Here is a 19,679-nt window from a genome sequence, read left to right as displayed (position 1 = left end):
TTACCCCCATAATTCGACTGCATAACCAGACTTTCCCGATTACCCCATCATCAATCCCATTTCGGCTGCATTCTCCGAAAGAATCACAGCATATTCCTCGAGAGTTTCCCGGGACAAGCGGCTGACAGGGCCGGACAGGGAAAGGGCTGCCACTACGCTGCCATTGCGGCCGACAATAGGAACAGCCACTGCAGCAGCCCCTGGTTCCCGCTCCTCGAAGCTGGTCGCATAGCCCCGGCGGGTAATTTCCTTAAGCTGCTCCAAGTATAGGCTTCTATCTACAGTTTCCGGCCAAGCCGGATCTGCCAGCAGCCGGATCTGCACCTCATGCGGCGCATAGGCGGCCAGCACCTTGCTGGAAGCGCCAACAGATAAGGGCAGCCGGGCACCAATCTGTGCCACCCGGCGGATTGCCTGCCGGCTCTGCACAGCCTGAATGCGCACACGTTCCAGACCGTCGCGCAGATAGAGGCTGACCGTCTCTCCCAGCCGGTCGCGCAGCCGCTCCATCGCCGGAAGCAGCAGTGCCGCCGGCTCATCCAGCGTTGGCAGATGGGTCGACAGCTCCCAAATCCGCATACCAAGCCGGTATTTCTCGGTACTTTCATTGCGCATCAGAAAGCCCTTCTCCTCCAGGGTAGTGAGCAGCCGGTGCACAGTACTCTTATGGAGGCCGATTTTGGCAGCAATCTCAGTCAAGCTTAGATCATCATTCTCCTTCGTAAAACACAGCAATATATCCAGCGCCCGCTCTACAGCGCGTACAGTCAGTTTACGATCCTCCACAGCAATCTCCCCTTACCTGTTTCATTAAATGAAACCCGGTTACATAATTGTACATAGTTAATTCTATCTTAGAGCAAAAGCCCAAGGAAAGTCCAGTATATTAACTGACAGGAAAAGGCTGGGCCGCACTTTACAGTTAGATTACAAAAACGGCGAATTCATTGACTTTATGAGGGCGTCCCCATACGATTAAACATATGAATTAATTATGCCGATACAAATGGAAATAGTTCATAACATGAAACAGTTCAGTTTGATTTTGACTTTGCGATTTTAGGAGTGGATCTTATGGATCTGGCAACCCACCGTACCGGCAGACCGGTCTCACGCAAGACCAAGGAGGATAAGTCAGACATCGCCCCCAACCTTTCACTGGGGGTGATTCGCGTTAAACATATTGTAGTCGCATTGCTGCTGTCCGTATTTTTCTTCTTTGTGTTCTGCTTCATTGCCCTGCATGGCTATATTGCCTGGGTGCTGTCTAATCCGACAGTGGCTCCCCTGTACTCCAACCCTTCACTGGCCAAGGGGCTGGACTATGAAGATGTGACCTTTCAGGCGCATGACGGAAGCCGGACGATGCAGGGCTGGTATATCCCGTCCAAGGACTCTACCAAAACCATTGTCTTCAGTCATGGCTACGGCGCCAACCGCGAGGAATCCTGGGTACCGATGTATGATCTGGCCCATTATGCCCATAGCCTGAATTTCAACGTCGTTATGTTCGACTATGGCTTCGCTTCCCAGACCAACAAGGATATCGCTACCGGCGGCAAAAAAGAATCCCAGCAGCTCTTAGGCGCCATACAGTTCGCCAAGGACCGGGGAGCCGGAGAGATCGTCGTTTGGGGCTTCTCCATGGGTGCCGGCACAGCGCTTCAGGCGGGGCTAGTTACCGAGGACGTCGATGCGATGATTCTGGACAGCACCTTTTTGTTGGAGCCGGATACACTTTACCATAATATCAAGCAAAATATTGATCTTCCCCGCCAGCCTTCCCTGGAAATTATGGAGCTGCTCTTTCCGGTACTGAACGGCACAGGGCTAAATCAAATTCCTTATTCCAAGGTAAAGGCTGAAGACTATCCTTTCCCCGTTCTGTTCATGCACGGCACGAAGGATGATAAGGCGCCATACCCGATTGCCGAAGAGCTTGCGGCCAACCAGAGCAACCCGTACTCGGATTCATGGATCGTCGAGGACAGCCACCATGAGCTGCTGTTCCGCGAGCATCCCCGCGAATATTTGCGCCGTGTTTCCGCTTTTCTGGGCAATGTGCATTTGGCCAAGAGCCAGGAGAATGAGCAGACTTCCATTGCCGGCAAATAACCTCACTAAGGCATCATCTTTTATCAAAAATAAAAAGCGTGCAGAATGTATTCATAAAATACAACTCTGCACGCTATTTTTGTTGTTTAGCTGCTACCGCCTTAGCAAAGCCCTTATATATTATTCTCTCCAGACAAGGCCACATAAGACACTGCTTCCGCTCATATAATGAACCGTTTAAGATATCGGACGGGAGGACTGCATGTAATGTTATATGTATATGGACCGCTGCTGCCAGCACGAATACTCGAAGAAACTGTATTTTGGAAGACCCAGGAGAAAGAGCATACCGAAGTCATCAAAGCAATTGTGCCTCACTTGGAAGAGCCTTATGTCAAACTGCTCGATGAATGGGCTGTCGTCTTTGGTGCCACAGAGCAAGCCGCGCGGCGGCTGCTGGAAACTTCGCTCACTCCGGCATTTGCCGGACAGCGTGAACTTGCTGCTGAAACAGAGCTGCTGCTGCAGACGGTCTGTTCCCAGTCGCGTGAGTTCATCCGCCAGCTATATGCACTGTGCGAAAGCAGCAAGGCGGTGAAAGCCCAGCCGCTGGCTGCTATTGTACTGCTGCATATTATTCGCGAGTCCGAGTATTTCCTTGCTGTTCTGGGGGGACTGAGCACGCCCGGGCAGGTATCCGTTCTAATGCGGGAAAGCGCAGCCGACCCAGCGGAGTTTGCGTCTGTAGCTTCTGCAGAGGGCAGCGGCAACGGGTTTGGGCCGGCAACCCCGGCAGCCCAAACCCGTGAACCCGGTTCTGTGCCTATAGGCGGGCATAAGCTGCCTCCGCTCCCTTATGCTTATAATGCGCTTGAACCGTATATCGACGAGAAGACCATGACCATCCATCACGACAAACATCACCAAAGCTACGTAGACGGACTGAACAAAGCAGAAATCAAGCTGGCGGAAGCCCGAAAAACCAACGATTTCGATCTCGTCAAACATTGGGAACGAGAGCTTGCTTTTAATGGTGCCGGGCATTATCTTCACACCATCTTCTGGAACGTAATGTCTCCACAAGGCGGCGGGCGTCCGACCGGCGCCTTGCTGGATGCCATTGAACGCAGCTTCGGCAGCTATGATGCCTTTAAAGCGCAATTCACCGAAGCAGCGAATAAGGTTGAAGGCGGTGGCTGGGCTATTCTTGTCTGGAGTCCGCGCAGCCGCAGACTGGAAATCCTCACTGCTGAGAAACACCAGAATTTGTCGCAATGGGATGTTGTGCCGCTGCTCGCCCTGGATGTGTGGGAGCATGCCTATTACCTCAAGCATCAGAACAACCGCGCCGCCTATATTCAAGACTGGTGGAAGGTCGTCAATTGGCCTTATGTCTCACAGCGTTATGCCGCCGCCCGCAAGCTGGTCTGGCAGCCCTTTTGAGATCTTCGAAATAAACAGAGCCCTGCTCTCATCTAAAGTGAAAGCAGGGCTCTGTATGTGTACAAATCCGGGAGAATCTCCCCTATCATCCTATTCCTTGATCAAAGCCAAAAACTCCGCGCGTGCGGCAGCATCCTCACGGAAGCTTCCTCTCGTCGCCATGGTCACCGTCTTGCTGCCGGGCTTCTTCACCCCACGGGCACACATGCACAGATGCTCGCCTTCTACGACGACCATGACCCCATGAGGATTCAGCACCTCGGTCATGATGTCGGCAATTTGAGTCGTGATCCGCTCTTGCACCTGCAGACGCCGGCTAACCGCTTCAACGAGACGGGCCAGTTTGCTTAGTCCGGCAATACGCCCGCTTGGGACGTAGCCGATATGCACTTTGCCGAAGAAAGGAGCCATGTGATGCTCGCATTGGCTGTAATAGACGATATCCTTTACAATGACAAGCTCTTCGTGAGATTCATCAAAAGTTACACCTAGCGCCTCTCGGGGATCTATTGAATAACCGCCAAATATCTCCTCGTACATCCGCGTGACCCGTGCCGGTGTTTCCAACAGCCCTTCGCGGCCGGTGTCCTCTCCGATTAACTCCAATATCTTCTCAACATGGTACTCGATCTGCTCGCGGTTCACCGAGACCTTGCCGTTTACGTATTCCTTGATGCCCCCCATGAAACCTCCCCCTTCCGCACCCGCGTATACCTTCATCTATCCGGGCCGTGTTACTTGCCCTTGCGCCGCTGCCCTTTGTTTGCAACAGGAGCACGTCCAGGCTGATTATTGTTCTTCATCATTTGCTGCGCACGCTGCATTTGCTTGCCGTTCAGGTTGTAACCCATTTGCTTCGCAACCTTCTGCAGCATTTCCGGATCATTTTGCATCGTTGTCATTTGTCTGCGTAGATAATATACACCGATAAAGAATCCGCCGATCAGACCAACAACAAGCGTAATAATAGGCCATACAATATTCATCTGGAATCCACCTTTGTACTCAATTGTCTGCAGCGCCCGCTGCGGGCATGCGAATCTATCATAGCATTTCAAGAACTGGACAGCAATTGGTAAATCCCATGAGTCAGAAGAGGTAGGTTCCGGTGTCATCCGGGAGGGCGTGCTCTGCTTCGAGCTGCAGCAGCCGGGTCTTAATCGCAAGGCCACCGGCGTAGCCGACCAGCGTTCCTCCCGCACCGATTACCCGGTGGCACGGCACAATTACCGGAACAGGATTGCGGTTATTAGCTCCGCCTACAGCGCGCACAGCCTGCGGATTGCCGATCCGCACAGCAATATCCTTATAGGAAGCGGACTCTCCGTAGGGAATGCCGCGCAGCGCCTCCCATACCTGAAGCTGGAAAGCCGTGCCACGCATATCCAGAGGCAGCGTGAAGTCCTGCAGTCCACCGGCAAAATATGCCTCAAGCTGTGCTTTAGCCTGCTTCAGCCGGGACTCATCTTCGATTAATATCACAGTTCCAATCTGTACCTTGAGCCATTTCTCCAGGTTGTCCCGGCTCCCGGTAAATGTCCCGAATTCTATAAGACATAATCCCGCCTCTGTTGCACATAAGGTCAGCGGGCCAATCGGCGATTCCATTTCACTGTAATACACAGCAGTTTCAGTTCCCAGACTGCCCCCCGCCTGCTTGCTCATTGCTCTCCGTCTCCTCCCGCTTCAACAGCTTGTCCAGCGCCCGTTCAAGCATCTCCCGGACCTGGTTGTCCTCTTCAGCCAACAGTGCCTTTTCAACAGCCGCCAGCGCCTCTCCGCCGCCAATGCGCCCAAGCGCCCAGGCCGCAGTCCCGCGCATTTCCGGGCGTGACTCCCGTAGTACAATTTCGGTCAGCTTCGGTACAGCGCCAGCCTCTTTGAAATTGCCAAGCGCGATAATCGCATTGCGCTGGATCGGCTTTTTGCCGCGCCAGGCCGCCGAACTGCTGCCGAATTTCTCTTTGAACTCACGATTGCTGAGCTCAAGAATCGGCAGCAAAAGCGGCTTGACGATCTCCGGATCAGGCAGCAGCTCCGGACGGTGGTTCCAGTTCTTCCCGCGATTTTTCGGGCAGACAATCTGGCAGGTATCGCAGCCATACAGCCGGTTGCCGATCTTGGTCATATACTCATCGCTTAAGAACCCTTTGGTCTGCGTTAAATAGGAAATACAGGCCTGGGCGTTAAGCTGACCCGGGCCAACGAGTGCCCCGGTAGGACAAGCGTCAATACATTTCGTACACTCGCCGCAGCCTTCCTCCACGGGTGCATCCGGGGGAAACGGAATATTCGTCACCATTTCTCCAAGATAGATCCATGACCCCCACTTGGGAGAGATGATCGCACAGTTCTTGGCACTGAAGCCGATTCCTGCCCGCTCCGCTACAGCTCTGTCTACCAGCACGCCAGTATCCACCATACTCTCCAGCACGGCATCCGGCACACGCTCGCGGATAAAAGCCTCCAGCTTCCCCAGCGCTTCACGCAGCACATGATGGTAATCCTGGCCCCAGGAAGCCCGGGCCAGAATCCCCCGGCGCGCACCCGGCTCAGATTTGGGCGGATTCTCCATCTTGGAAGGATAGGCCACCGCAATGGCCAGAATGGATAGCGGAGTCTCACCGGACGGAAGTGCCGGAATAGTCCGCTTGTCCAAATCAGGCTCTTCAAAACCGGATTCATACCCCTTGTCCCGGTGATCCTGCAGGATATTTTTTAAATATAGAAACGGCTCCGCCGTCGCAAACCCGATATCATCTATGCCCAGCGCCGGAGCGGCAGCCTTGATCTCCGCTTTGAGATCTTCCCATATGGAAGGCGGAGGAGCATAGGATGACTGAGTTTTAATGTTCATTTCCGCCTTCACCTTCTCTTATAATGAATTCAGTTTGGAGAGCGGCCACCAGATATAAACTGCCTTGCCAACAATACTCTTCTGCGGGACAGTGCCAAAGTAACGGCTGTCCTTACTGGCTCCGGCATGCCGGTTATCGCCCATCACAAAATAGCTTCCCTTTTCGACAGTCAGCCCCGAAAAATCAGGATCCTGAATTTCCGTATCAATATAAGGCTCATCGGCCATTTTTCCGTTAACATACAGTTTATGTCCCTGCACCTCTATGAAATCACCGGGTATCCCAATGACGCGTTTCACCAGATATTCCTTGCGGTCCGGGCCGGTGCTGGGATCATGCAGCACAATAACATCTCCCCGCGACGGGTTCGCAAAGCTCAAAGTGATCTTGTTAATGATCAGCTTCTCCCCCTCAACCAGCGTAGGCTGCATGGACTGGCCGACCACAGTAGAAATATTGAAAATAAATAAATTCAAAAGCGACATGAACCCAAATACAATTGCCGCGGTGATTACCCAATCCCGCAGTTCTAGAATCCATCTGTTTCCCGGCTGCAGTTTGGAACCGTGATGTGTGACAGATCTGTATCTTTGCTTGCGGCTTCGCATAAATTCCCCTTCAAGCTCCCGGTCCATATGCCACCTTCTTGCCCAGATTGGTAGATCAAGTCTATAACAATAGAAAAGCATATCTCCCGGCCATTTGCAATGGACTTCGGGGAGATATGCTTTAGTATAATGGATCAGACTATGCAAGTCGCTATAGTTCTCTATTTAGTAAATGTTTCCGCTTACGCAGCGCCCATGATAAAAGACATTATCCAACGATGCTGAGCTTCCGTACTGATTTGAAGATTTGATTCTCATCATATCCCATAGCTTCATACAGCGGCAATGCGAAGGAATTGTGCTCATCAACGGCTACGAAAATACCGCTGACCTTGCGCGCCTGAAATCTGTGTTCCATCGCCGTTACAAGACTTTTGCCGATTCCTCTGCGGCGGTAGTCGGGATGGACGGCAATTCGGAAATAACAGCCGTGGTTCTTCTCGATTGTACCTATCAGCGCACCAACAATTTCTTCTTCATCCTCAGCAACTACAATGAGATCTGAATCCCAAGAAAGCTGTCTGGAGAAGGGCTCGATCGTGCTTTCAAAACATTCTTCCGATAATGCGCTCTGCAGCAGTTCAGTCACAGGGGTAACGTCGCTTAATTGAAAGGAACGAACGTGCATTCTTTAAAATCTCCCTTTTCTATGGCTTAGAGTTTAACAAAAAGAAGGAGTTCCCGTAACAGTATAAAGAGGAAAAAAGGCATCAGAAAAGCAAAAATGGATGAATTTCGAGGATGTTGTCGAATCCATCATTTCAAGCAGCTTTTCTTGCGATCAAAGAAGTATTAACCTAATGTAAAATGGTCGGTAACTTCTCTAATCTCCAAAAACCGAGGAATACCTGCTTTTGACTCTATTAAAGCACACTTTTCTCGCGATATCACCATTTTTCTTTTGAAAGCGCTTGATATGAAGCGTTTTCATGAAACATGTTTACATATTTTCTTTATAAAGGTAAATTCAAAGGTATAAAAGCAAAGTCTCCACGGAATTCTATAAGTTTAACACAGCATTTACACTTCCGGTCAGGTTTGTTTAATCACAACTTTTTAAACGTTTATGTTTGTTTAATGTTGCATTATTGTTCCAGATACGGTTTAATAAAAGTATCTTATCGGATATAACCAATAAGAGGCATTGGAAATAAGGGGTTTTGACGTCAAGACTGCCAAAATTCTTTATCTATACAATTCTAATAAACTCAGGAGGGATTTTTCCATGGCATTTCAATTACCGGCACTTCCTTATCCGAACAACGCTCTTGAACCGCACATCGACGCATTGACGATGGAGATTCATCATGACAGGCACCATAATACTTATGTGACGAACCTGAACGCCGCTCTGGAAAAAGCACCTGAACTTCAAAACAAGAGCATCGAAGAGCTTCTCACCGACCTGAACGCTGTACCTGAAGCCATCCGCACTGCTGTTCGCAACAACGGTGGTGGACACGCCAACCATACCCTGTTCTGGGAAGTCATCGGACCAAACGCCGGCGGCGCACCTACAGGTGCACTGGCAGCTGCGATTGACAGCGAGCTGGGCGGATTCGACAAATTCAAAGAAGATTTTGCTACTGCAGCAACTACCCGTTTCGGCAGCGGCTGGGCTTGGCTCGTGGTTAAGGACGGCAAACTTGCTGTAACAAGCACACCGAACCAAGACAACCCAATCAGTGAAGGTGCTACTCCTATCCTCGGCCTCGATGTATGGGAGCATGCTTACTACCTGAACTATCAAAACAAACGCCCTGACTACATCAAGGCCTTCTGGAATGTAGTTAACTGGGAAGAAGTCGGCAAACGTTACGAAAGCGCGAAGTAAGGAGCTGCGGCGATATCGCCGCGCCTTGCTCAGCCTACTCTAATCTATAACTTAAACGGCCCCGTCCTTTTTAAAGGACGGGGCCGTTGCTGTACGCAGGATGCGGTGTCCAGCTTCCACCTTATCCCTAGATGTGAAAACGGCTGCGCCGTGTCCAGTTAGGACATAGCGCAGCCGTTTTTCATTGATAGGCCCAGAGTGATGCGGCAGCGTACGCTTGGAGCGCTACAGTAGCGAATGCTTTTGTACAAACCAATTGTTATCTAGACTGAACTTGATCCGTAGCACTCATGCCTGATTGCTATCAGGCATTTTTATGTGATTGCACTTTCTGCAGTAGAATGCTCATTGCTCAGCAATAAATGACATTCCGCTGTATTTTGTACAACAGATTTCTGGATTTATCGCCAAAAACGCCTATTCCACTAGATTCTGCTGTACAGAGTGCAACAGAACTGCATCTCGACCTGAACCTGAGGGAGATGCGAGCTGGATCAGCTGCAATACGGTTTAGAAATCTAGACTTTGGACATTACCTGTGCTCAGATTGCCTTGATAAACCGTTCCGCTTCATTACCTGCACGCGCTCACTCTCTCAGGTAATCGCTTCGCTCCGGTTCGCCCTAGAACCCCATTTCGTACCGCCTGTTCTGCCAGCCTATTCGGTCCTATTCCCCTCATCAAGCCACTCTTCTCCGCTCTTACAGCTTCTGTGCTTCCAGCTCATCAAAATAATGGTTAAGCAGCTTCAAAAAAACGTTCGGAAAGGCGTAGTTCGCCATGTCCTCGCGGTTGATCCACCGCACGGCTCCGGTATCCTCCGGATTTCCGCTGCCGTCTGCGAACTGCTCGACCGGGCTGTCCGCAGCGGAGAAGAGATCAACTTCATACGCATCTGGCCTGTCCATGGCGCGCACAACACCGGCTGCCGGCATGCCTGAGGCCAGTGCAGCACCAGCTTGTGTGCCATCTGCGGGTGGAGCGCTGCCTTGCGTGGGCACGGCGGCAGCCGCATTCCCGGCCGCGTATGCCGCCCGTCCCTCCGCCGCCAGCGGCAGCGCCGGGGCGTCCTCTTCCCTGCAGTGGTACACCTGCAGGGTCCACACGATATGGCTGAACGTATGTTCCGCAGCCATCCAGTGCTCTTCAGGCCGGGCGAAGATCCCGGCCTGCCGCAGTGACCGGCGCAGCCGGTCCAGCGCTGCCGCCTCAGGCAGCAGCGCAGCGGAAGCGCCGCCCTCCGCAGGCGGCGCCGGCCAGTGCGGCAGCTCCCACATGCGGGCCAAAAGCCCGCTGGATGGCCGCTGCCGGATCAGCACCCGGCCCGCGTGCTCGCCGCGGCCCGTAACAAGGGCCGCCAGCCGCTCCTCGGGGCGCGGCGGCTTGGCCTTGGTCTTGACGGGCAGCGAAGTCTCGCAGCCCGCCAGGCGCGCGGCGCAGTGTTCCATCACCGGGCAAGGCAGACAGCGCGGTGATTTCGGCGTGCAGACGAGCGCCCCGAGCTCCATTAGCGCCTGGTTGAAATGCGAAGCCTCCCCCTCCGGGATCAGCTCCGCCGCCAGCCGCTCCATCTTCACCCGCGTCGGCCCCTTAGCGATGTCATCCTCCATCAGAAAGTAGCGGGACAATACCCGCATCACATTTCCGTCCACCGCAGGTTCAGGCCGGTTGAACGCAATGCTGAGAATAGCTCCTGCCGTATAGGGGCCAACTCCTTTAAGGCTGAATACGGCATCGCGGTCATTCGGAACCATTCCGCCGTATTGTTCCTTCACCTGCCGCGCGGCATGCTGAAGATTCCGTGCACGGGAATAGTAACCAAGACCCTCCCAGCATTTCAGCACATCCTCCTCCGGTGCGTCGGCAAGCGATTCCACCGTAGGAAACCGCTCAATGAAGCGGTTGAAATATGGAATTACCGTATCGACTCTCGTCTGCTGCAGCATAATTTCCGAGATCCAGATATAATACGGATTGCGATGGCGCCGCCAAGGCAAATCACGTTTCTGCCCATGGTACCATTCCAGCAGATTACGGCTAAAAAACAACTTAGTGTCTTGCTGCGCCTGCTCCTGTTGTTCATGCGTTGTCATCATTTATTCTCCTTGATTCTTTATATTCACTTCACACTGGCATCAGTGGAGTCACGGCCCGTCAGTTCATTCAAGTCCCGTACTATAATTCCCAGCCTTCCTTGCCGCTCAAACCCTCCGTTCCATTACCGCAAAAGTCGAAGCCAGCTCACGGCTGTGGGTAATGGTAAGATGAATGAGGTATTCCCGTCCTTTCAGCCGGAGCCGTTCCCAGGCCTCCTCCGAGAGTGTAACTATCGGTTTGCCATATGCATCCGGCAGGATCTGAATATCCTGAAACCCAACTTCCCGGCCGATGCCGCAGCCCAGCGCTTTCACAACCGCCTCCTTGGCCGCGAACCGCCCGGCTATGAACTCCGCAGCATTGCCGCCCCTCCGCTCCAGAAGCTCAAGCTCTGCCTCTGTAAGGATACGCCGGATAAACTTCGCTCCAGATCCTTTATTCATTAATGCTTCAATCCGCTGGATTTCCAGCACATCATGCCCGATCCCGTATATCAAAATCCCACGCTCCTTATGGACGTGCAGTCATAAACCGCTTCAATCTGATAGCTATCCTTAATAGCTTTGTTAATGGTATGATCTTCATATACATTGTCCGTAAATCATATAGATTATGGTTGTCCCGGATTCTTTCTGCTATCTTAAAAGAAAAAACCGCCGAAGTCTATCCTGCTACTTCCCTCATCATGAATCTTAACCTCAGAATCTCAATTCTATATTAAGAAGACATAATAATCTCTGAAAGCTAAAGAGAGGGGAATCGACCATGAACCGCAATTTTCAGTTGCCTGCCGGAGAAGATGCCGTCCTGCGCTGCTCACATTTTCCAGCTCAAGGCAAAGCCAATAGTTTGATTGTTATTGCCCACGGATACAAGGGCTTTAAGGATTGGGGAATGTTCCCTTACCTCGCAGCCGCGCTCAGCCAGGAGCATGAAGTGATCTCCTTCAATTTCTCCCATGCGGGAATCGGTGAGGATCTGCAGAATTTCACCGAGCTTGAGAAGTTCGCCCGCAATACCTATAACCGCGAGATCAAAGACATGGAGATTCTGCTCTCCTATCTCAGCCAGCATCATAAATTTGGCAGCCTGCCCTTATTCCTGCTGGGTCACAGCCGCGGCGGCGGCGATTGTCTGCTTTACGCACTGGACCACCCCGAGGAGATTGCCGGAGTCATCTCCTGGAACGGAATCACCGATCTGGATTTGTTCACAGATGAACAAAAACGCGAAATGAAACAAAGCGGCCGGACTCATGTACTCAATGGCCGCACGGGTCAGCAAATGCCGCTCGATGCCGTCATTATTGAAGATCTGGAGCGGCAAGCCGGGCGCTACAATCTTCTGGAGCGAATGAGAACTGCCGTTTTCCCCGTTGTCCTCATTCAAGGGACCCAGGATAGCGAACGGCTGCGCCGCGGCTCGGAGCAATTGGTCAACCTCCGGCCCGATATAGAGCGGGTGCAAATTCCGGAGGGCAATCATACCTTTGGCAGTGTCCATCCTTTTGCCGGGACCACTCCGCAGCTGGAACAGGCGATCGACGCTACCCGCGAATTTATCCGCAGCGTACTGGCCGGATAACCGCCGGCCCGCCGCCAACGGAAGACCGCCATATCATATAATACTACACACAAAACCGCCGGAAAGTCTGAGTATGCACTCAGATCTCCGGCGGTTTTTGTATAAACTTCTCCTTCTAGATGCCCGGTATTACATTGCGCTTGTGCGCCGTTCTCCGGTAATAAGCTTCCAGTTTCCCGGCAACCTCAGGGCTGACCTGTTTGCCCTCCAGATAGTCGCTGTTGTCATCATACGTAATACCCAGCTCAGTTTCATCCGTCTGTCCGGGCCAGAGGCCGGCCGTCGGTGCTTTGGTCACGATATCCGCCGGTACTCCCAGATAAGCTGCAAGCTGGCGTACCTGGCGCTTGTTCAGCGAGCTCAGCGGTGTAATATCGACTGCGCCATCGCCCCATTTGGTGTAAAAGCCGGTGATGGCCTCGGAAGCATGATCCGTTCCCACTACCAGCAGATTATTCTCGAAGGAGAGTGCGTACTGCATAACCATGCGGGTTCTCGCCTTCACATTTCCTTTGCCCTGATGTGTAATGTGACGGTGCTGGCCCAGCGCTTTCAGGCTATGTTCAACCTCAAGTGCGATCTCGTTAACAGCTTCCTCAATATTGGTCTCAACCTTATGTGTCAGTTCAAAAGCTTCAGCCACCGCGTAGCTGTGCTCGATATCCTCCTGGACACCGTAAGGCTGAAATACGCCAAGGGTGATGTACTCCTTGCCTTCTTCTGCGGTCAGCTCATCGGTTGCCCGTTTGCACAGGCCTGTTGCCACCGCACTGTCGACCCCGCCGCTGATCGCTATGAGCAGCCCTTTTGCTCCTGCCTGCCGTACATATGCTTTCAGGAAATCGACACGCCTCCGTACCTCTGCCTCTTCATCAATGGCCGGCTTTACGCCGAGGGCAGCAATAATCTCTTCTTGCAAGCTCACAAACCACACCCCGTTTCATCACTTTGAACATATAAATTATATTTTGAAAAAATCCCGCAGCAGCCGGATTGCCGGCCACTGCGAGATCCTATGAATTAACCGCTATTACTGGCACAAACGGTTGAATACTTCCTTCAATTCAGCAGCAATTTCGGCAGCTGAACGGTCTTCTACCCCATGACGCTCAATAAAATGAACAAGCTCTCCATCCTTCATCAAAGCGATAGATGGTGAAGAAGGCGGATATGGAGCGAAGTATTCACGTGCTTTAGCAGTGGCTTCCTTCTCCTGTCCGGCGAACACGGTGAACAGATGATCCGGCAGAATTTCGTTCTGCAAAGCTTGGGCTACACCAGGACGGCATTGGCCGGCTGCACAGCCGCATACAGAATTGACGACAACAAGCGACGTCCCCTTTGCGGTTGGAAGAGTGGTTTCCACCTCTTCTGGAGTCAATAACTCCTGGAACCCGATACTTGTCAGGTCATCGCGCATAGGCTGAATTGAATCTCTCATATATTGATTAAATGACATGGACATTCCTCTGCACTCTCCTTTGCCTTGTAAAGTGTTTGGTCAGGCTGCATTACAGCAGCACTTACTAACTTTATTATACATGCATACTCTGTGAAAGCAAGGGAGGGCCCTGCTGCTGCAGCGGAGCCCATCGTCTGTGACTTGTGCCTCTATCAAGGGACGTTCACTTCAGCAGCCTAGTCGTTGCTGCACTTTCTTCCTTCTCAAAAGGAAAGGATACGGTGAACACTGTGCCCACACCCTCCTGCGATTCAACCGCAATCTTTCCGTTATGCCGCTCGGCAATACTCAGACAAAGCGACAACCCGAGCCCGGTTCCATGATTTTTTGTTGTGAAGAAGGGGACAAATAAATTCTCAATCTGGCTTGTTGAAATTCCGCCTCCAGTGTCCTTAATCATCAGCTCAACTCTATCCTCATTCACACGTGTCTCCAAGGTCAACACCCCCTTCGGGTCCATGGCCTCCATCCCGTTGCGTGCCAAATTAAGGACAAGCTGCTTAATCTCCCTGACATTCAGCATCAGCAGAGGCAATGACGGGTTTAGCCGGAGTTCAATGCTCTGGCCCCGGAGATTGGCATCCGCCCAGATCAAAGGACTCAGCTCTTCTACTATAAGATGAAGCTGCACCATTTCTTTATCAGATACACGGGTCTGTGCAAGTGACAGAAAGTCATCGATGATAGCGTTGGCCCGGTCTAGCTCATCCATCACGATCTGGTAGTATGAATCCAGCTCTCCCGGACTCTTCTCTCTCATAAGCTGGAGAAATCCGCGAACGACTGCCATGGGATTGCGGATCTCATGCGTAATGCCTGCAGCCATCTGTCCAACCAGCGTTAGCCGCTCTACATTATCAAGCTCGCTGCGGAGCTTCGCCTCCTCGGTCAGATCCTGAACGATCATCACAACGCCGCCAGGAATTCCGGAATCCCGCAGCAGAGGCTCCGTATAAATTTGATATGTACTCGTTGCACATGTAATTTTGGCATTGGTGCGCTGTTTGCTGCGGACGATGTTCTCCAGCCGGGAATAGGTCTGCTCGTCAATATATTTTCTGAAAAGCTGGCCTGCAGGCTGGGACATTATAGTCTCCCTTGTCAGTTCAGGATAATGGCGATGAATCAGCTTGAGCATAAATTCGTTAAGTTCTGTCACATACCCGCTGTCATCCATCGACATAATATTCAGCTGTACTGCGTCGGTAATCTGCTGAAGCTTCTCTGATTCCAGCTTGAATTTCTCGGAGATTCCCTTCATCTGCTCCTTGATTTGAAGCCTATCCCAAGCGGTTTCGATACAAAATATAAATAATCCGCCGAGCATAACGGTAATAAACAGATATACAGTTACCAGAAAGGCGTCTGCCGAAAGGGTTTCATATATATTCTTGCCGTTCATTTTGGGCATGAGCACAATAAAGAGCATGCTGGGGGCCAGAATAGCCCATAGCATGCCTATCTTCTGAATAATCTTTCCCTTCTTAAAAGGCCGGACAAAGCCAAGCAATAGCGGATACATAAGAACCCCAGTATTAACTACCATATTGCCGATTCCCGGTGGCACCGAAAACAGTGCCGTGCAGAGCATAAAAAAAGCAGCCAGACTTATCCCGGAGCGGAAATTCCCATATAATATACCGATATAAGCGGGCAATATAGCCAAGTTCAAATAAACAACCCCGAATAATGTTGTTGAGAAAATGGTGCAGAGGGTAATGCTAATGGCACAGCAAATAATCAGCAATGCCTGATCATCCGGAAATTGCCGATTTCTGCGTATAATGTGGCTTTGGTCCAGCCACCATTGAAATAGAAATATAAAGGAACTGGCAGATAAGATTTGCAATAAAATATCCTTTACCGCATCTAAAATTGCAATCACTCCCCAAGTTGGACAAATTACCCTTTCCCCTTAGATTAAAGCACAGCCGGGCTTTTCTGACAACGATAATCACATGCCGGTTCCACAGGTCTGGCTACACCGCGGCCGGAATGGTATGATGCCGTTAGTAGAACACCGAAAATGCTGAAATTCGCTATACCTTAAGCATGTAAAGGAGCAGATTCATGAGCAACTATGATGTAATCGTCATTGGGGGCGGCCCCTCCGGACTGATGGCCAGCGTGGCCGCTGCGGAGCACGGCGCCTCCGTATTATTGATTGATAAAGGGGCTAAGCTGGGCCGGAAGCTGGGAATCTCGGGCGGCGGGCGCTGCAATGTAACCAACGTCAAGGAAACCTCCGAGCTTATTGCCCATATCCCGGGCAACGGCCGCTTTTTATACAGCGCGTTTGATCATTTTAATAATCGAGATATTGTCGATTTCTTTGAAAATTTGGGCATCGCCCTGAAAGAGGAAGACAACGGGCGGATGTTTCCCGTGTCGGACAAGGCCTCCAGCGTCGTTTCCGCTCTAATCGGCAAAGTTCGCAGCCTGGGTGTGCAGATTATGACAGATAGCCCGGTGCAGGAGGTCCTGTACGGAGACGGTAAAGTAGAAGGAATCCGCCTGAAATCAGGCAAGGGGGTTGCCGCTGGCGCTGTCGTAATCGCCACGGGAGGCAAATCTGTACCTCAGACCGGTTCCACCGGGGATGGCTATCCTTGGGCGATCACCGCCGGACATACAATTACGGAGCTGTTCCCGACGGAAGTGCCCATTGTTTCTAGGGAGGAATGGATCAAGTCAGGGGAACTTCAGGGGTTGTCCCTGCGGGATGTGACGCTGAGTGTCTGGAATCCCAAAGGCAAGAGGGTGATCTCCCACCGGGGAGATATGATCTTCACTCACTTCGGGCTGTCCGGCCCGATTGCGCTGCGGTGCAGCCAGTTCCTGCGCCAGGTCCAGCGCAAATCCGGAACGGACACAGTTGAGCTGTCCATCGACCTTTTTCCCGACCATCACCCGCAGGAGGTGGAGTCCCAGCTGCAGAACAAGCTGGAATTGGAGCCTAAGAAGGCCATCCGCAATTCCTTGAAAGGTTTGATTCCGGAGCGCCTCATTCCGCTGCTGCTGGCCAAAGCCGGGGTGGACGGAGACATCACCGGCCATCATCTTCCCAAAAGCGCCTTGCAAGCGCTGGCCGCCCTTCTGAAACGGATGCCGGTCTATGTTCACGGCACCCGGTCTCTGGCTGAAGCTTTTGTTACCGGCGGAGGTGTCAATCTGAAGGAAATCGATCCCAAGACGATGGAGTCTAAACTTATGCAGGGACTTTATTTTTGCGGTGAGGTGCTGGATATTCACGGCTATACCGGCGGCTACAATATTACCGCTGCTTTCTCCACAGGTTACACAGCAGGCAAACATGCAGCTGGACAGCATTAGAACCAGAGAGAAATCCACCGTCTAGGACTACAAAGCCCGCCCAAATAGCATCCCCTCTAATTTAAAAACAGCGTTACTTGCGTAAATCGGCAAGTAACGCTGTTTTGTATTTAGCGGGTCTGCGGCCCCTATCTCTGAAACCGCATCGTGCTGAACATTCTGGCAATGAAAACCCCGATTAAATATCCGAGTGGAATAAACAGCAGCAGCCCCCACCATCCATACAAAGGAATGCAAACCACGCCAGAACAGATCACTGTAAAAGGAACTAGCAGAATCGGTATTGCTGCGGAACCGGCATCGGCTTTCTGAGCTTTGGTAAAGGGCAGGATCCCGATATAGTCGTCCCCTGCAAACAATAACCAGAAAGAAGTCAGCCAGTAGGCCATTAATAACGCCAGAATAATGAGCAACCCCCATTTCAAAACCCCTGGAACGATAAAAATAGCTATCATGGAAACGCCCATGAACGCAAAATAGAGCTTCAGGTGTGCCGGATTGCGCACAAGTGCTTTAATGCCTGCCGCCGCGAAGCGGCTCTCCGGCTGCTTCGAAGCCAGGAGCGGTTGTGATTTGCGGAAAATCCATGGTTTATAGCGTGTGGGGCGCGGTTTATCAAGCACGCCGCGCAGCAATAAACCGGCAATTCTCATCCGCTGCTTGTAGTCTTCCCGCACATCGCTCATAAAGGTTGCGTGCAGCCGCAAGCGGAAGCGTATGGCCCATACAACCACAGCACCATATACGGCAGCGGCTGCCAGCAGCAGCAAGGGCTGGCTGTCCCAATAAATAGCAGCCCTGACATAAGCGGCACAGGGGACAGTCACGGCCGGAATGAGCCACAGCCAGCGGCGGAAGCCCTGGCGCTGTACTTTAACAAGGTGTCCCAGCAGTTTGACGCACCAGCTGCAGGTTATGGTCATTGCAAGAAGCGATGCGGCAGCTGCCCCGCTGAGTCCGTACCCCCGGACGATGAAGGGCAGCAGAATAGCAAATACCGCAGCCATCTTGAGGGCAGTTACGGTAAGACTATACAGAAGCCCCCGCAGCATAATGCTTCTGATCCAGTTTTGCCGCTGCCTGAGAAACAACGAATCCCCTTCCTGGAGCAGCAGCACCATACCTCCGGTAGCAATTAGAGCCGCCAGCAGCAGCGGAAGCAGCATAAAGGGGGTCGCGGTCGTCCATGTTGGCATTTCCCCGCTCCAGAACCCGAAATAGAACCGTCCGCCCAGCAGTCCGCCGGGAATAACGAGGTAGAGCAGGACCGTCCAGTCGGCCGCCGTACGGATAATCGCCGATTGCTCACGCCAATGGGAGATCAGGCGCCGCCGGAACAGCTGCGGAGCCGTAGGAAAAGCATACCCGGCTTTTTTGCCGGAAGTTTTAGGGTTAAGAACAGCCTGTTCCTGACTGCTCATGTCAATTCGTCGAAGCAATCAAACAACGACCCCTCCGGCAATCCGGCAATGTCGCGGATTTCCTCCAAAGTGCCTGTTGCTGTTACTTCCCCGCTGGAGATCAGCACGAAGCTGTCGCAGATTTTCTCCGCAGTATCCAGTACATGCGTGGACATCAGAACGCCCGCACCGCGCTTCCGCTCGGCCTCCAGGAGACGCAGGAAATCCTTCGTGGCACGGGGGTCAAGCCCGATAAACGGCTCGTCCACAATGTAGACATCGGGCTGGACAAGGAAGCCAAGCATCAGCATCATCTTTTGCTTCATACCTTTGGAGAAGCCTGCAGGCAGGTCATCCCGCACATTTCCCATACCGAACTGCACCAGAAGCTTCTCGGCGGTGGCCACAAAGGTTTCATAGCTCAAACCATAGGCAGCAGCTGCCAAATCGAGATGCTCCCACAGTGTCAGGTCCTCGTAAAATACCGGCTGTTCCGGCACGTATGCATACGATTGACTCTCTCCGCCGATAATCACTTTAGCCTTGGCATATTTCAACAAGCCGAGCAGCGTCTTGATGGTGGTGCTTTTCCCTGCTCCGTTTGGTCCGATCAATCCCAGCAGCTGGCCGCGCCGCACCTGGAAAGAAACATCTGAAATCCGTTTGTCGCCCGCTTCGTAACCAGCTTCCTCAATGGAAACATCGAGCACAATATCTTCCTCTTCCCATTCGCCCTCAGCTTTGAACCCCTCTGCAGAATCATCTTCAAACTCTGTCTCTTTCATACGGCTTCCATCTCCTAAGTGTCAATTCACAAGTGTCCCGGCTGCTATTACCGTTCTTTTTTATCCATTATACGGACAAAAGGGAAGAATCATCAAACATTACTTCCCCGAAGTGCGGAAAGAGACCTCTCCGGCTTAAGGAAAGACCCCCAGATTACACCTTGATCAGGCAACACACCCCATGCTAATCTTTGCTTCTTTGTAATTTATAGTAAGGGAA

At 52.0% G+C, this 19,679-nt stretch carries 17 protein-coding genes and 1 pseudogene; 5 read left to right on the top strand and 13 right to left on the bottom strand.

Features of this window, described 5'->3' with window-relative positions:
- Nucleotides 1-39: 39 nt before the first annotated feature.
- The gene (locus ACAN56_RS26205; RefSeq protein WP_340895011.1) at nucleotides 40-786 is read right to left on the bottom strand and encodes an IclR family transcriptional regulator; all 747 of its coding nucleotides are present in this window, start codon (nucleotides 784-786) and stop codon (nucleotides 40-42) included.
- A gap of 288 nt (nucleotides 787-1,074) precedes the next feature.
- On the opposite strand from ACAN56_RS26205, the gene ACAN56_RS26200 reads away from it, so the two are divergent.
- The gene (locus tag ACAN56_RS26200; protein WP_379146487.1) at nucleotides 1,075-2,115 is read left to right on the top strand and encodes an alpha/beta hydrolase; all 1,041 of its coding nucleotides are present in this window, start codon (nucleotides 1,075-1,077) and stop codon (nucleotides 2,113-2,115) included.
- Nucleotides 2,116-2,322: 207 nt separating this feature from the next.
- Nucleotides 2,323-3,498 (top strand): Fe-Mn family superoxide dismutase, encoded by a 1,176-nt coding sequence (locus tag ACAN56_RS26195; RefSeq protein ID WP_379146484.1) that lies wholly within the window; start codon nucleotides 2,323-2,325, stop codon nucleotides 3,496-3,498.
- 90 nt (nucleotides 3,499-3,588) lie between these two features.
- Here the strand turns inward: ACAN56_RS26195 and folE are convergent, their stop codons facing one another.
- The 5 genes and pseudogenes from folE to ACAN56_RS26170 all read right to left on the bottom strand — a co-directional run bounded on the left by folE (nucleotide 3,589) and on the right by ACAN56_RS26170 (nucleotide 7,592).
- On the bottom strand, nucleotides 3,589-4,182 hold the full coding sequence (gene folE / locus ACAN56_RS26190; RefSeq protein WP_038585568.1) for a GTP cyclohydrolase I FolE: 594 nt from the start codon (nucleotides 4,180-4,182) through the stop codon (nucleotides 3,589-3,591).
- A 50-nt stretch (nucleotides 4,183-4,232) separates the two neighbouring features.
- Nucleotides 4,233-4,484, bottom strand: coding sequence for a YneF family protein (locus ACAN56_RS26185; RefSeq protein ID WP_038585565.1), 252 nt, complete (start codon nucleotides 4,482-4,484; stop codon nucleotides 4,233-4,235).
- 103 nt (nucleotides 4,485-4,587) lie between these two features.
- Nucleotides 4,588-6,355 (bottom strand): annotated as a pseudogene (gene queG, locus ACAN56_RS26180) (tRNA epoxyqueuosine(34) reductase QueG).
- Between the two features lie 18 nt (nucleotides 6,356-6,373).
- On the bottom strand, nucleotides 6,374-6,991 hold the full coding sequence (gene lepB / locus ACAN56_RS26175; RefSeq protein ID WP_379146481.1) for a signal peptidase I: 618 nt from the start codon (nucleotides 6,989-6,991) through the stop codon (nucleotides 6,374-6,376).
- 181 nt (nucleotides 6,992-7,172) lie between these two features.
- Nucleotides 7,173-7,592 carry a GNAT family N-acetyltransferase gene (locus ACAN56_RS26170; RefSeq protein WP_038585559.1) on the bottom strand — a complete coding sequence of 140 codons (420 nt, stop codon included), beginning with the start codon at nucleotides 7,590-7,592 and terminating at the stop codon, nucleotides 7,173-7,175.
- A 597-nt stretch (nucleotides 7,593-8,189) separates the two neighbouring features.
- Between ACAN56_RS26170 and ACAN56_RS26165 the strand changes: the two genes are divergently transcribed.
- Nucleotides 8,190-8,798, top strand: coding sequence for a superoxide dismutase (locus ACAN56_RS26165; protein ID WP_340895018.1), 609 nt, complete (start codon nucleotides 8,190-8,192; stop codon nucleotides 8,796-8,798).
- A 701-nt stretch (nucleotides 8,799-9,499) separates the two neighbouring features.
- On the opposite strand, the gene mutY is transcribed toward ACAN56_RS26165, so the two are convergent.
- Both mutY and acpS read right to left on the bottom strand, forming a co-directional pair.
- Entirely contained in the window at nucleotides 9,500-10,891 is a 1,392-nt protein-coding gene (gene mutY, locus ACAN56_RS26160) for an A/G-specific adenine glycosylase (RefSeq protein WP_379146537.1), read from the bottom strand.
- A gap of 108 nt (nucleotides 10,892-10,999) precedes the next feature.
- Complete coding sequence (acpS, locus tag ACAN56_RS26155; RefSeq protein ID WP_076112806.1) at nucleotides 11,000-11,392, bottom strand: holo-ACP synthase; 393 nt, start codon at nucleotides 11,390-11,392, stop codon at nucleotides 11,000-11,002.
- A 268-nt stretch (nucleotides 11,393-11,660) separates the two neighbouring features.
- Between acpS and ACAN56_RS26150 the strand changes: the two genes are divergently transcribed.
- Complete coding sequence (locus tag ACAN56_RS26150) at nucleotides 11,661-12,479, top strand: alpha/beta hydrolase family protein (RefSeq protein WP_379146478.1); 819 nt, start codon at nucleotides 11,661-11,663, stop codon at nucleotides 12,477-12,479.
- Between the two features lie 115 nt (nucleotides 12,480-12,594).
- On the opposite strand, the gene nadE is transcribed toward ACAN56_RS26150, so the two are convergent.
- The 3 genes from nadE to ACAN56_RS26135 form a co-directional block, all read right to left on the bottom strand.
- On the bottom strand, nucleotides 12,595-13,404 hold the full coding sequence (nadE, locus tag ACAN56_RS26145) for an NAD(+) synthase (RefSeq protein ID WP_038585547.1): 810 nt from the start codon (nucleotides 13,402-13,404) through the stop codon (nucleotides 12,595-12,597).
- A gap of 105 nt (nucleotides 13,405-13,509) precedes the next feature.
- Nucleotides 13,510-13,944: a BrxA/BrxB family bacilliredoxin gene (locus tag ACAN56_RS26140; protein WP_038585544.1), complete on the bottom strand. Its 435-nt coding sequence runs from the start codon at nucleotides 13,942-13,944 to the stop codon at nucleotides 13,510-13,512.
- A 160-nt stretch (nucleotides 13,945-14,104) separates the two neighbouring features.
- On the bottom strand, nucleotides 14,105-15,613 hold the full coding sequence (locus ACAN56_RS26135; protein ID WP_379146476.1) for a two-component system sensor histidine kinase NtrB: 1,509 nt from the start codon (nucleotides 15,611-15,613) through the stop codon (nucleotides 14,105-14,107).
- 398 nt (nucleotides 15,614-16,011) lie between these two features.
- Between ACAN56_RS26135 and ACAN56_RS26130 the strand changes: the two genes are divergently transcribed.
- Complete coding sequence (locus ACAN56_RS26130) at nucleotides 16,012-17,274, top strand: BaiN/RdsA family NAD(P)/FAD-dependent oxidoreductase (protein ID WP_038585542.1); 1,263 nt, start codon at nucleotides 16,012-16,014, stop codon at nucleotides 17,272-17,274.
- Nucleotides 17,275-17,402: 128 nt separating this feature from the next.
- Here ACAN56_RS26130 and ACAN56_RS26125 read toward each other — a convergent pair whose 3' ends face one another.
- Together ACAN56_RS26125 and ACAN56_RS26120 are read right to left on the bottom strand one after the other, a co-directional pair.
- Complete coding sequence (locus ACAN56_RS26125) at nucleotides 17,403-18,713, bottom strand: ABC transporter permease (protein ID WP_156130800.1); 1,311 nt, start codon at nucleotides 18,711-18,713, stop codon at nucleotides 17,403-17,405.
- Nucleotides 18,692-19,459, bottom strand: a complete 768-nt coding sequence (locus ACAN56_RS26120; RefSeq protein WP_081965661.1) for an ABC transporter ATP-binding protein — start codon at nucleotides 19,457-19,459, stop codon at nucleotides 18,692-18,694. The genes ACAN56_RS26125 and ACAN56_RS26120 overlap by 22 nt, the downstream gene beginning before the upstream one ends.
- Nucleotides 19,460-19,679 lie beyond the last annotated feature (220 nt).

This window comes from Paenibacillus paludis (assembly GCF_042610515.1).
Classification (GTDB): domain Bacteria; phylum Bacillota; class Bacilli; order Paenibacillales; family Paenibacillaceae; genus Paenibacillus_AQ.
Note: the sequence above shows the minus strand (reverse complement) of the source record. Positions and strands in the feature narration are given on the sequence as shown.

Excerpts from the sequence above, each read along its gene's own strand:
- ACAN56_RS26200 (WP_379146487.1), top strand. The coding sequence starts at position 1,075 with ATGGATCTGGCAACCCACCGTACCGGCAGACCGGTCTCACGCAAGACC.
- ACAN56_RS26195 (WP_379146484.1), top strand. The coding sequence starts at position 2,323 with ATGTTATATGTATATGGACCGCTGCTGCCAGCACGAATACTCGAAGAA.
- folE (WP_038585568.1), bottom strand. The coding sequence starts at position 4,182 with ATGGGGGGCATCAAGGAATACGTAAACGGCAAGGTCTCGGTGAACCGC.
- ACAN56_RS26185 (WP_038585565.1), bottom strand. The coding sequence starts at position 4,484 with ATGAATATTGTATGGCCTATTATTACGCTTGTTGTTGGTCTGATCGGC.
- lepB (WP_379146481.1), bottom strand. The coding sequence starts at position 6,991 with ATGGACCGGGAGCTTGAAGGGGAATTTATGCGAAGCCGCAAGCAAAGA.
- ACAN56_RS26170 (WP_038585559.1), bottom strand. The coding sequence starts at position 7,592 with ATGCACGTTCGTTCCTTTCAATTAAGCGACGTTACCCCTGTGACTGAA.
- ACAN56_RS26165 (WP_340895018.1), top strand. The coding sequence starts at position 8,190 with ATGGCATTTCAATTACCGGCACTTCCTTATCCGAACAACGCTCTTGAA.
- mutY (WP_379146537.1), bottom strand. The coding sequence starts at position 10,891 with ATGACAACGCATGAACAACAGGAGCAGGCGCAGCAAGACACTAAGTTG.
- ACAN56_RS26150 (WP_379146478.1), top strand. The coding sequence starts at position 11,661 with ATGAACCGCAATTTTCAGTTGCCTGCCGGAGAAGATGCCGTCCTGCGC.
- ACAN56_RS26140 (WP_038585544.1), bottom strand. The coding sequence starts at position 13,944 with ATGTCCATGTCATTTAATCAATATATGAGAGATTCAATTCAGCCTATG.
- ACAN56_RS26130 (WP_038585542.1), top strand. The coding sequence starts at position 16,012 with ATGAGCAACTATGATGTAATCGTCATTGGGGGCGGCCCCTCCGGACTG.
- ACAN56_RS26120 (WP_081965661.1), bottom strand. The coding sequence starts at position 19,459 with ATGAAAGAGACAGAGTTTGAAGATGATTCTGCAGAGGGGTTCAAAGCT.